Origin of the sequence: Pseudonocardia sp. TRM90224, from assembly GCF_021245725.1 — a bacterium.
Classification (GTDB): Bacteria; Actinomycetota; Actinomycetes; order Mycobacteriales; family Pseudonocardiaceae; genus Pseudonocardia.
Genome location: NZ_JAJGSX010000034.1, coordinates 83653 through 96078 on the forward strand (window position 1 = coordinate 83653; position 12426 = coordinate 96078).

7 protein-coding genes are annotated in these 12426 nt (G+C 72.9%); 4 read left to right on the forward strand and 3 right to left on the reverse strand.

Translation table 11 applies throughout. The features are described from left to right. Positions 1-28: 28 nt before the first annotated feature. Positions 29-2836 carry a BTAD domain-containing putative transcriptional regulator gene (locus LL648_RS33200; RefSeq protein WP_232666758.1) on the reverse strand — a complete coding sequence of 936 codons (2808 nt, stop codon included), beginning with the start codon at positions 2834-2836 and terminating at the stop codon, positions 29-31. 237 nt (positions 2837-3073) lie between these two features. Here LL648_RS33200 and LL648_RS33205 point away from each other — a divergent pair, with 237 nt between their 5' ends. After that, the gene (locus tag LL648_RS33205; RefSeq protein ID WP_232666759.1) at positions 3074-6241 is read left to right on the forward strand and encodes a hypothetical protein; all 3168 of its coding nucleotides are present in this window, start codon (positions 3074-3076) and stop codon (positions 6239-6241) included. Positions 6242-6311: 70 nt separating this feature from the next. On the opposite strand, the gene LL648_RS33210 is transcribed toward LL648_RS33205, so the two are convergent. Further along, entirely contained in the window at positions 6312-7208 is an 897-nt protein-coding gene (locus LL648_RS33210) for a LysR family transcriptional regulator (RefSeq protein WP_232666769.1), read from the reverse strand. Positions 7209-7288: 80 nt separating this feature from the next. On the opposite strand from LL648_RS33210, the gene LL648_RS33215 reads away from it, so the two are divergent. Further along, entirely contained in the window at positions 7289-8296 is a 1008-nt protein-coding gene (locus LL648_RS33215; RefSeq protein ID WP_232666760.1) for a YeiH family protein, read from the forward strand. A 335-nt stretch (positions 8297-8631) separates the two neighbouring features. On the opposite strand, the gene LL648_RS33220 is transcribed toward LL648_RS33215, so the two are convergent. Then, positions 8632-9561: a hypothetical protein gene (locus tag LL648_RS33220; RefSeq protein WP_232666761.1), complete on the reverse strand. Its 930-nt coding sequence runs from the start codon at positions 9559-9561 to the stop codon at positions 8632-8634. Positions 9562-9625: 64 nt separating this feature from the next. Here LL648_RS33220 and LL648_RS33225 point away from each other — a divergent pair, with 64 nt between their 5' ends. Together LL648_RS33225 and LL648_RS33230 are read left to right on the forward strand one after the other, a co-directional pair. Continuing rightward, complete coding sequence (locus tag LL648_RS33225) at positions 9626-11581, forward strand: FAD-dependent oxidoreductase (RefSeq protein ID WP_232666762.1); 1956 nt, start codon at positions 9626-9628, stop codon at positions 11579-11581. 105 nt (positions 11582-11686) lie between these two features. Then, a complete protein-coding gene (locus LL648_RS33230) occupies positions 11687-12139 on the forward strand; it encodes a hemerythrin domain-containing protein (protein WP_232666763.1) in 453 nt (150 codons plus the stop codon). Positions 12140-12426 lie beyond the last annotated feature (287 nt).

A 12426-nucleotide genomic window follows, 5' to 3' on the forward strand; every position in this document is an offset into this window, starting at 1 on the left:
CCCTCCGGTCGGGCGTCGGGGTCGCGAGTCAGGGCGAGGCGAACTGCCCGTCGGCCGACATCGCCGCGGCCCACCGCCCGGCGGCGAGCAGGGTGCTCGCGTGCTCGGGCCCCAGCTTCGCCAGGAACGTCGCGTGGGCCCTCGACTGGACGTCGACCGCGTCCTCGGCACGCCCGGCGTCGGCATACGCCAGGCCCAGGTTCGTCAACGCCATCGCAACGCGCGCGTCGTCGGGCCCGAACACCCGCTCCAGCAGCCCGACGGCCCGCAGGTGCGCGTCGACGGCGGCGGCGGTCTCGCCCAGCAGGCGCTGGGTGTACCCGAGCTTGTCGAACGCCTGCGCGGTGTCGGGGTGGTCGGCGCCGGAGACGCGGATGAAGGCGGCGATCGAGAGGCGGTGGCACGTCAGCGCCTCGGCGAGGTCGCCGCGGTCCTGCGCGGCCATCCCGAGCCCCGCCGTGGCGTGCGCCCACAGCCTGCTCCCCCGCCGACCCCGCTGCTCCAGCATGTCCCGGCCGGCCCGCAGCTCACGTTCGGCATCCCCGAGCCGCCCCGCCGCCCAGAGCGTGTACCCGAGATCGACGAGGACCGCCGGCAGCAGGTCGTCGCGGCCGCCCGCCCGCAGCGTCGCGATGGCCCGCTCGTGCGCCCGGATCGCCTCGACCGGCCGGTCGGCGCAGTTGAGGACGTGCCCGAGCCGGTTGTGCGCATGCGCCAGCACGACGTCGTCCGTGCGCGCGGCCGACTCCAGGAGGTGCACGGCGTCGCGGTGCAGTTCGAGGGCCTCCGCCAGCCGTCCCGACGCGTCCAGCACCTCGCCGAGCTGGCACACCAGCGCGCCGCGCGCCACCGGGTCGGCCACGGCGTCCGGGACGTCGATGAGCCGCAGCGCCTGTTGGAGGATCCGCTCGGCAGCCGGGTAGAGCGCGCGCTCCGCGTAGTGGTGGGCCGTCGTGGCCAGCATCGGCACAAGCTCGCCCGGCACGCTGCCCATCGCCTCGCTGTGCACCGCGAGCTGCACGACGTGCGCGCCGTCCAGCCCGGCGGGGGTGCGCAGCTGGGCGCACAGCCGGCTCGCCTCCGCCAGCCGGTGGCGGGCGACGGGCTCGGGCAGGCGGGAACGCACGACGTCCTGCACCAGCCGGTGCACGCGCAGCACGTCGGTCTGGCGGTCGACGAGGGAGAACCGCAGCAGCGCCCCGATCGCCTCGTGCAGCGCGAGCTCGTCGGCGGCCAGCCCCGCGAGCAGCTGCACCGGGACGGCGTCGGCCGAGAGGAACGACATCGTCTCCAGGACGGTCGCGGCGAGCGGCGAGCGCGCCCGCAGCCGGTCGAACGCGAGGCCCCAGGTCGTCGCGACCGTCGGACGGTCGGCGACGCCGTGGCCCAGCAGCGTCGCCCGGTGCCGGTGGAACAGCCGGACGTAGTCGGCCACAGCCATGCCGGTCTGCTCGATGTAGGCACAGGCCTGTTCGAGCGCGAGCGGCAGGTCGCCCAGCAGCTCGGCCAGCGCGTCGGCGCTCTCCTCGTCCTGGTCGCCGCTGCGGGCGATGACGTAGGTCGTCGCCTCGGGCCGGTCCAGCGCGGGCACCAGCACGGGCCGCGCCAGGCGCCGCCACGCCGGGTTGCGGGAGGTGATCACGACGTCGCCGTGCACCGCGGTGGGCAGGAACGGCGCGAGCCCGGCCGGCTCGTCGACGTTGTCGAAGACGATGACCCATCCGGGCATCCGGTCGAGCACGTTCCACAGGTCCACCCACGTGTCCTGCTCGCGCTTGCGGTGGGCCAGGCCGAGCGCCGACGCCAGATCCGCGAGCCCCGCGGCCACCCCGGTCGGGTCCTCCCCCGCGATCCACCAGGACACCCGGCCCTCGCGGCGCCTGCGGTAGACGAGCTCCAGCGCCGTCTCGGTCTTGCCGGTGCCGGCCAGCCCGGTCAGCGCGACGGCTCGTGGCCGGCGGTCGTCGTCGTCCAGCGTGCTGCAGAGCCGGTCGAGCAGCTCCGACCGGCCCACGAACGCGCGGTTGCGCGGCGGGATGTTGGTCGGCCCTGCCGTCCCCCGCACGACCACCCGCTCGGGTTCCCCGCGCGCCAGCACCGCGGCGTAGGCGTCCTGGAGCGCCTTGCCGGGATCCACCCCGAGCTGGTCGGCCAGCGCCCGCCGGCACCGGTCGAACGCGGCGAGCGCGTCCGCCTGCCGATCCGCCGCATGCAACGACCGCACGAGGCGGACCGCCACCGACTCCCGCAACGGGTCGTTGGCGGCGAGCTCCTCCAGCAGGTCGATCCCCTCGCCGGAGCGGCCTTGCCGGTGGCCCGCGTCCGCGTACATCTCGGCCGCCGCCACCCGCAGCTCTTCGAGCCGGCCGCCCTCCAGCGCCAGGAACGGCGTGCCGGCCAGGTCCCCGAACGCGCGCGGACCCCGCCACCTGCCCAGCGCGTCGTCGACCGCGACCATCGCTCGCGCGTCCTCGCTCCGGGCGAGCGCGCGCTTCCCGTCGAGCACATCGGCGGCGAACAGCTCGGCGTCGACGTCCACGACGGCGCGGTCGAGCACGTAGCCGCCGCCACGACGGGGCAGCGCGTCCTCGCCCAGCAGGCGCCGCAGCCGCGACACGTAGGCGTGGACGGTGCCGGGCGTCGTCGACCGCTGCGCGTCGACGCCCCAGACGTCGGTCACGATCTGGTCGGCCGTCACCATCGTGGCGCCGCCGAGCAACACCCGGGCCAGCACGGCACGCTGCCGCGGACCTCCGAGCGCGACCACCCGACCGTCCACGGCAGCCTCGAAGGTGCCCAGCACGCGCACGACCACGCGGGCGGGGTCGCTCGGCATCAGGGCCCCTCTCGGCTCACGACGGTCGTTCCGTCAAACGCTCAACGTCTGCTGCTTGAATGCTCGTCGATGAGGTGGCAAGCGATACCGGCTCGGCTACGGTCCAGAGCCGAACTGCAGGTGGGTTAGCTCGATCGGCCTATTCCACGAGCCGTTCGGACGCACCGGACGGCTCCGGTATCAACCCACGCCGAAGTGCCCTCCTCCCCATGGATGACTCGATCCGAGGAGAACAATATGGCCGGGGACCCCCGCCTGGTGCACTTCACGTTCGACACGTTTCCCCGCGTGACACCGGGGCGAACCCCCGTCGAGACGACGGTCCGGGCGCCGTTCCGGATCGAGACCGGCACGTCCACGCTCCTGTCCGGGCAGCTCGTCGCCACCGTCGACGGACGATCCTGGTCGGCCCGCACGCGCACGCGGCGCATCCGCCCCGAGTACGTCGAGGGGCTGCGCAAGCGCCAGGAGCAGGTCGGGATGTTCGACTTCACCGCGCTCCCCCCGTACGTGGAGATGGCCGACCGGATGGGCCACGGCGTCGAGTACCTGGAGGGGCAGATCCCGGGTGTGCCGGCCGGCGCCCGCGTCAGCTACTTCCTGGAGGCGACGCTGCGCGGCCCGGACGGCGTCGAGGTCGAGATCGGCTCACCGGAGTACTCCCTGCACGCCGTGCGTCCCGAGTTCACCGAGGCCGACATCCGGCGCACCCACATCTCGGCGCCCGACGACGCTTCCAACGCGTGGGTGCTCTTCCACCAGCGGGACGACCGCTTCGACCACGTGCGCATCGACGTCGTCGGGCTGCGCCCCGAGGAGGGGGACCACCACGAGCGGGTCGCCCTCACCGCGCAGCTCGGGGACCGGTCCTACGCCCTGCGCTCGCCGGATCTCACCGAGCTGCCGCTCGTGGACATGGCCGCCGACTCGGTGACGTTCAGCGTTCCCCGCGACGGTGCTCCACCGCAGGTCGCGCTCACGTGGAACGCGGGCACCGAGCAGATCGTCGACCTCACGGCCGATCCGGCGGCGGGGCGCGCCCGCGTCATGTTCATCAACTTCGCCATCCAGGGCCTCAACGACTACTTCGCCAGGCCCAGCACGGAGTACGAGCCGCCGCGAACGTACGCGCAGGTGACGATGCGGGACGAGCGGGCGACGTTCAGCAGCCGGCCGGGGAGCAGGGAGAACGGCATCGGCGACGGCTACGCGTTCACCCTCGACGCGCACCGGCGCTACGGCATCCCGCAGATGTGGGCGGCGAACGGCGGCCTGCTCGACCTGCTGGCCCACGACTGCCCGGACGATCTCGCGCAGATGCGCGAGGACGTCGCGAACGGCCTGCTGGTGCCCGTGCACACCGGCTTCGGCGCGCACCGCGTGCCCTACTACTCCAAGCAGACCAACATCAAGTCCATCGAGTTCGGCCACCGGGCCTGGAAGTCGATGGTCGCCGAGCCGGCGCCCGTCTACTACCCGGACTCCCGGATCTACGTGAACACGCCGAACGTCACCGAGGCGCTGCTGGAGACGGGCATGGAGTACGTGGTGGTCGACGCCGGCCGGCACGAGGACGGCACCCAGGACACCAGCACCGTCGTGCAGCACCCGGTGCCGGCGATGGGCGCGGTGGCGCCGGACGGCCGCTGGATGAACTGGCAGTACCTCTGGCGCGACCGCGAGACCCGGCTGAAGGTGCTGTTCATCGACCGGGAGATGAAGGACGGCCTGCTCGGCGCTCCCGACGCCGAGGCCGAGCGCGGGAAGGTCTCCCGCGACCTGCGGCGCAAGTTCATCGAGCTCGCGACCCAGCCGGTGCTGCGCCGCGACAACCTGCTCATCTACAGCGACGACGCCGACAAGGCCAGCGGCAACGGCTGGTTCGACGGCTCCTACAACTCCACCTCGACGCCCATGAACAAGCGCTACCAGGCCGCCCTCTCGTGGATCAAGGCGCACCCGTGGGTGCAGGTCGTCACCACCACGTCGCTCGAGGGCGAGGAACCCGCAGGCGAGCTCGACCTGATCCGGGCCAGCGACCCGTACATCGAGGAGAGGTGGGAGCTGACCATCGACGCCGACCCGAAGCACGACAACAACCTCGTGTTCGACACGTGGTGGGCCGCGTGGGCCGCGGTGCGCGCGGACTGGCTCGGGGAGACCCTCGGCGCGATCTCCGACCGGGCGCAGCTGGCGCTGGAGCACAACACGTCCAGCAACGAGCTGGCCGAGCTGGCGCACCTGTACTACGTCATGAACCTCCACGAGTCGCAGTGGTCCAAGCGGTCGCGCAGCGAGACCGAGCCGCACAACGAGGACCCGGAGGACTTCGTCACCGCGGAGTCGATCCAGCTGCGCAACACCCACGTCTACCTCCACGCCGCCCGGTGGGCGGACTGGGCCGCCGGCCAGGCGACCGCCGAGGCCTACCGCGACAGTGGCCCCGTGATCGACGAGGTGCGAGCGGCCGAGGCGCAGCTCGACGCGGGCCAGCCGCCCGCCTGGAGCGGGGCGCGCCGCGACCTGCAGTGGGACCACGACCCGCTGCCCAACGTCGTGCTCTACAACCGGGAGGCGCTCGTCGTGATCGACCGCAACGGCGGCCGGATCACCCACCTGTTCACGATGGTCGACGGCCGGCCGGTGTCGCTCTCCGGGACGCTGAAGGCCTACCAGTTCATCGACCTCGACTGGGGCACCCCGACCGGGATCGAGTGCGACGGCATCGTCCTGCAGAACACCGTGCACACCCCGAACCACGCCTACGTCGCCGGCGACTCCGGCCCGGCACTCGGCCTGCTCGGCCAGAGCCCCGCGCTGAATACGTTCTTCGACTGGTACTTCCCGGACAACTTCAACGCCTACGAGGTCACCGACGACACCAGCACCGATCCTTCGGTCACCCTGCGGTACGGGCCGACGACCATGGCCGCCGTCGACGCCCCCGTCACGCTGGACGACCTCACCGCCCGGCTCGTCGAGGACCGGGTGGCGAAGCTGGGCGCCGAGCCCGGCCACGTCCTGCACGACAACGACGCGTTCGGGACGTTCCAGAAGACCATCCGGCTGGAGGGCCGGACGGTGCACGTCGACTACCGCGACACCCGGCCCGGCCACACCGTCGACAACGAGTTCTGCGTCGACCTGCATGCCGCGGCGCTCGACGGGACCCGGCAGGCCGCGGCCGTCGAACCCGACGGCAGGAGCGCCAGCGTCACCAACGACGACAAGGTGTCGGTGCGGGTCGTGCTCGGTGCAGGGTGCGAGTTCTCCGGGGCGACGCACGGATGCCAGAACGGCCCGACCGTCGAGTCGCTGCGCCTGCACCGGGTGATGACCGACAACGTCGAGATCGTCGCGCCCGCCGGCGGCGCCTTCGACTACCGGATCGAGCTGCCCGGTTAGCGGCCACCGTCGACAACGACGTTCTGGCTGTTGTTAGCGCTAACAAACCGCCAGAACGTCGTTGTCGACGTCAACCGCGGGTCGCGAGTTCGATCAGGGCCGCCACGTACCCGGTCGGACGGAAGCCGGTCCGCCACACCGCGCGGAGCGTCCGGTTCAGGTCGAGCCCGTCCACGGGCACCTCGATCAACGCGCCCGTCGTGATGTCCGGGGCGACGACGAGCTCGCTCAGCAGCGCCGGCCCGGCACCGCTGAGCACGGCGCTGCGGACGGCGGCGCTCGACCCGAGCTCCAGCAGGGGCGCGACCCGCTCCGCGCCGGCCGCGGCGAACGCCCGCTCGGCGGTGTCGCGGGTGCCCGAGCCGGCCTCCCGGGCGATCAGCGGTGTGCGGGCCAGCTCGGCCACGGTGACCGGGCGCCGGCGCCGCCCCCAGGGATGCGTGGGCGCGACGACGAGCACGAGTCGATCGCACGCCACGGCCCTGGCATGGAGCCCGACGACGTTGCCGGGCGACTCGACGAACCCGAGGTCGACGATCGCGTCGCGGACGAGCGCGCACACCCGCGTCGAGTTCGTGACCTCCAGCCCGACGCGGAGATCCGGCGCGGCGGCCCGCAGCTCACCGAGCCAGGCGGGCAGGAGGTGCTCGGCCACCGTGAGGCTGGCCGCGACGGCGAGCCGTGCGGACGGCCGCTGCCGCAGCTCGGCCGCGCCGGCCACCAGCGCGTCGAGGTCGTCGAGCACCGTGCGCGCCAGGCCCGCGACGACCTCGCCCGCCTCGGTCATCACCGAACCCTGGCGGCTGCGCACCAGCAGCCGGACACCCAGCCGGCGCTCCAGCTGGCTGATGCGCTTGCTCGCCGCGGGTTGGGTCAGCCCCAGCTCGCCCGCCGCCGCCGTCAGGCTCCCCCGCTCGCCGACGAGCACGAGCAGGCGCAGCGTTTCCGGATCGGGCAGCCAGCTCATGCCGACCATTCCCGTAGGGAATGACGTGAGGTCGGATCGACGGCTACCAGCGGCTGCCGTCCGGGCGCACCGTGGTCTGCATGACCATCACCGACCGCGGGCCGCGGCTCGCACTCCCGGGCCTGCTCCCGGGGTTGCTGACGGCGTTGGTCGGCACCGCGGTCGCGTTCGTCGCCGGCTCGGCGCTGCCCGCCGTCAGCACTCTGACCTTGGCCGTGCTGCTGGGTGTGCTCGCCGGCCAGTTCCTCCCGGCGTCGACGCGCGCCGGCCTGGCCTGGGCCACGCGGAAGTGCCTCCGCCTGGGTGTGGTGGTGCTGGGCCTGCAGCTCGGGCTCGGGCAGGTGGCCGGCCTCGGGGTGGGCACCGTTCTCGCCGTCGTCGTGACGGTGCTGGTCGCGTTCACCGGAACGCTCGTGCTGGGTCGGGCGCTCGGGTTGTCGCGAGGGCTCACCCTCATGGTCGCGACCGGCTTCTCCATCTGCGGTGCGTCGGCGATCGCGGCGATGGACAGCGTCACCCGCAACGAGCGGGAGGACGTCGCCACCGGCGTCACGCTCGTGACGCTCTACGGCAGCGCGGCGATCCTGCTGGTGCCCGCGATCGGCAGCGGCCTCGGTCTCTCCCCCGGTCAGCTGGGCGTATGGGCCGGGCTGAGCGTGCACGAGGTCGCCCAGGTGGTGGCCGCGGCCTCGCCGGCCGGGGCGGTCGCCGTCGGCATCGCGGTGGTCGTGAAGCTGACGCGGGTGGTGCTGCTCGCGCCGATGGTTGCCGTGGTGAGCATCGTCGAACGCCGTCGGGACGGCACGGCGGACAGCGGCGCGAACCCGCCTCTCGTGCCGCTGTTCGTCCTCGGCTTCCTCGCAATGATGCTCGTGCGCAGCACCGGGATCGTGCCGACCGCGGTGCTGTCGGCGGCCCAGCTGCTCACGACGCTGTTGTTCGCGGCCGCGCTGTTCGGGCTGGGTGCGGGTGTGCCACTGGGGCGCCTGCTGCGCACCGGCCACCGCGGGCTCGTGCTCGGCGCGCTGTCGACCGTGCTGGTCGCGACGGTGGGTTATGCCGCGCTCAGCGCAACCGGGAGGGCGTAGCGCAGACCTCTCCCGGATCGTGGACACCTGACGTAATGTACGGTCATTTGGCTGCGGCGGCAAATGGCGGGCTCCGCCGGTCTCAGCACACGGTGATGCAGCTGCACTCCTTGTCGCAGGTGACCCTTCCCTCGTGGACGCTGCAGGGTTGGTACGACGCCCGGCTGCCGTAGCAGCCGCAGAACCTGGGCTCCGCGTTGCCGGGGCACCATGCGGCCCACGCCCCGACCCCAGGGACGAGCGCGCTCAGCAGCCTGTCGGCGAACCGTCCGACCCACGCAGCGATCATGACTTGCCTCCAGGTTCGAAACATTTCGATACGACAGCTTACCATTTTATCGAGTTCCTGGACCGGATTTTCTGTGCAATTCTGCGCAGCACAGGAGGTGGCGGGCCGTGAACAGGTCGAGGTGGGCGCCACCGACGTTCTTGAACACCGTGATCTCCGCGCGCGCGGTTCGCCCGGCGACGGTGCCGCGACACAGCTCGAAGAGGTCGCCGCGGATCTCCAGCGGCCCGGACGCCTGCGCATGGTGGATCTCGCCCGAGCGCTCCAACCCGGTCCGCGTGTCGACGAACAGCGTGCCGCGGCGCAGGGCCACGTCGTCGCACTCGCGCATCTCGGGCGTGAAGCTGCCGATGAGGTCGAGGTGCGTGCCGGGGCGGAGCAGCTCACCGCGGACGAGCGGTTCGGTCGCCATCGTCACGCAGCTGATCACGTCGGCCGCCGCGACCGCGGCGTCCAGGTCGGTGACGGCCTGCGCGCCGGGCACCGCGGCGGCCACCGCGGCCGCCCGCTCCGCCGTGCGGTTCCAGACCAGCACGGTGTTCAACGAGGGCCGCACGCTCGTGTGCGCGGCGATGACGTGCGGCGCGAGCCCGCCGGCCCCGACCACGAGCAGGACCTCCGCGTCGTCGCGGGCCAGCAGCGACACCCCGAGCGCCGAGTCGGCCGCCGTCTTGCGGAACGTCATCGCGGCGCCGTCGGCGACCAGGCGCACAGAGCCGTCCACGCCGTCGAACAGCACGACCAGCCCCTGCACCGACACCGGTGAGCCGGGGAAGACGCTCACCAGCTTCGCCGCGATCACGTCGTGCGGCGCCCACGCGGTGAGCGCGAGGAACGTGTTCGGCCCGCCAGTGGGATCGGCCGCGACGACGGCCGCGAACTCCGGCGAGGCGGCGCGGTGCGCGTCGCGCAAAGCCGCGACGAGAGCGGGGTACGGCAGCAGCTCGTGCACGGTGTCGCCGTCGAGTATCAGCACGCGGCCAGCATCGCCGACGCGCTGCGTCCGCCGCCAGGCAACGATCGGGGGCAGGATGACGGGCGTGACCGGCTCTCCCTACCAGCGCCTGCTCGCCCCGCTGACGGTGCGCGGCAAGCAGATCCGCAACCGGATCGTCTCCTCGCCGCACGCCACCGGATGGGAGCACGCGGGCGGGCTGATCTCCGACAAGGAGGTGGAGTACCACGTCCGGAAGGCCGCCGGCGGGGTCGGCCTGGTGATGACGTTCGGGTCGGCGAGCGTCGATCCGGCTACCGCTGCGTCGTACGGGGCGATCGCCCTATGGAATCCGGCCAACGAGCCGCAGCTGCGCAGGCTCGCCGACGGCGTCCACGCCCACGGCGGGCTCGTGATGTCGCAGATGACGCACATGGGGCACCGCGGCTCGTCGCGGGTTGCGCTCACGCCGGTGCGCGGGGTGTCCGACATCCCCGAGCCGGAGCACCGCGAGGTGGCGCTCCCGCTGACCGTCCCTGAGCTGCACGCGCTGGCCGAGAAGTTCGCCGAGGTGGCGCGGCGGCTGCACCGGTGCGGGTGGGACGGCGCGGAGGTCACGTCGTTCGCGCACCTCATCGAGCAGTTCTGGGATCCGGCGATCAACACCCGGACCGACGAGTACGGCGGCTCACTGGAGAACCGGATGCGCTTCGGGAAGGAGGTCGTCGCCGCGGTGCGCGCCGCCGTCCCGGACGACTTCCTCGTCGGCTTCCGGATGAGCCTCGACCCGCGCAGCGGCGGGCGGCGGATCGGCACCGCCCCCGACCAGCTGCTCGCCATCGCGACGGCGATGGCCGCGACCGGCGACATCGACCTGCTCTCCGTCACCGGTGGCGACGCGATGACGAAGCCGGCGCTCTCCGTCGCGATGGGCTCGGAGTTCGTCGAGCCGGTGACCGCGGGCGCCGCAGCAGCCCGCGTGCGCGGCGCGGTGAACGTGCCCGTGATGCTGGCCGGGCGGGTCAACTCAGGAGCCGCGGCGGAGGGCGCGCTCGCGGCCGGCCAGGCCGATCTCGTGATCATGACCCGGGCGTTGATCGCCGACCCGGACCTGCCGACGAAGCTCGCCGCCGGAGGCCGGGTCCGGCCGTGCATCGGGATCAACCAGGGCTGCATCGGCCGGCTCTACCAGCACCTCCCGATCGTGTGTTCGGTCAACCCGGCCATCCGCGACCCGCAGCTGGACCGGATCGTGCGGGCCGCGACCCGTCGCAGGGTGGTGGTCGTCGGGGGTGGGGTGGCCGGGCTGGAGGCCGCGCGCACCGCGGCGCTGCGCGGGCACGACGTCGTGCTGCTGGAGCGGGCCGAGCACCTCGGTGGCCGGGCGTGGCTCAACGCGACCCATGGGTGGCGGCCGGCGTGGCAGCAGTACCTGGACCACCTCGCCGCCGAGCTGGCGGAGCTCGGCGTGCGCATCGAGTGCGGGGTCGCGGCCGGGGCCGGTGACGTGCTCGCGCTCGACCCGGACGCCGTGGTCGTCGCGACCGGGTCGCGGCTGCGGGAGCTGCCCGGCGGGGTGGTCGACGCCGACACGGTGATCGCGGAGGTGCCGCGTCCGACGGGCTCCGGGGTGGCGGTGCTGATCGACGACGACGGCGGGTTCGTCGCGCCGATCGCGGCCGCCGCGCTCGCCGGGCGGGGCTGGGCGGTCACGATCGCGACCCCGCTGCCGATGCTCGCGGGCGACGTGGACGCGACGCAGATCCGGTTCGTGCACGAACGGCTCGCGTTCGCGGCGCCGACCGTGCTGCCGGACCTGCGCTTCCTGCCCGGCCCGGGTCCCGACGTCGAGCTCGAGCACGTGCTCACCGGCGCGGTGCGATCGATCAGCGCACCGGGGATCGTCGTGGCCGCCGGGCACCGGCGCGCCGAGAACGTGCTGCACGCCGAGCTGCGCGCGACCGCTCCCGGACTGGACGTGCGACTGGCCGGCGACGCGCTCGCGCCACGCGGCTTCGACGCGGCCACGGCGGAGGGCGCACTCACGGGCGCCGACCTCTGATCAGCTATCGTCCGTGGCAGCGTCGCGTGCCGGTGGCAGACCGTGTCAGGCATGGAGGCGCCGGACCGAAGGAGCACGACGTGACGTCGTCCCCTTCGCCCTCACGTGACTGAGGGCGAGACCGCCAGACTGATCGTCTGGAGCAACGAGATCCGCCAGGTGCACGCCCGCCTGCGGCAGGCGCTGACCGTCACCCATGAAGAAGTGGCCGCCGGTGCGCTGGACATGCTGGTGTTCTGCCACGGCTTCTGCACCGCCCTGGACGGGCACCATAAGGGCGAAGACAGCACCCTCTTCCCCGCGATCGCGGCGGCCCACCCCGAGCTGCGCCCGACGCTGCGCGCACTCGAACAGGACCACTCGATGATCGCCCACCTGCTCGGCGCACTACGCGCCGCAGCCGACCGCGGCAGCACCGCCGAAGAGCTGGACCAGCACCTCGAGGGCATCGCCGCGATCATGGAAAGCCACTTCCGCTACGAGGAACGCGCGCTGCTCAAGATCCTGGAGACCCTGGACCTACCCGCGGACCCCACCACCGTCCTCGGGCCGTTGTGAACGCAAGCCCCACGCCTCGACGCGCGGGTCCCACGACTCGGCGGGCGAGTCCCACCTTCCAGCGCGCGAGTCCCACGCTTCGGCGGGCGAGTCGACACTTCTGGCACGGCGAGTCGACACCTTCAGCACGGCGAGTCGACATCTCCGGCAGGTGACGTCCCCGCTGGTGGTGTAAGTCCCGGTCGTCCCGCGCGTCGCAGCGCATGGGAAAAGCCATCGCGTGAGTCTCTGCGTGATCCCGCCAAGGAACTCGTAGAGAGGTGCCACGCGATGGCCCTGGACCAGTC

Excerpts from the sequence above, each read along its gene's own strand:
- LL648_RS33200 (WP_232666758.1), bottom strand. The coding sequence starts at position 2,836 with ATGCCGAGCGACCCCGCCCGCGTGGTCGTGCGCGTGCTGGGCACCTTC.
- LL648_RS33205 (WP_232666759.1), top strand. The coding sequence starts at position 3,074 with ATGGCCGGGGACCCCCGCCTGGTGCACTTCACGTTCGACACGTTTCCC.
- LL648_RS33210 (WP_232666769.1), bottom strand. The coding sequence starts at position 7,208 with ATGAGCTGGCTGCCCGATCCGGAAACGCTGCGCCTGCTCGTGCTCGTC.
- LL648_RS33215 (WP_232666760.1), top strand. The coding sequence starts at position 7,289 with ATGACCATCACCGACCGCGGGCCGCGGCTCGCACTCCCGGGCCTGCTC.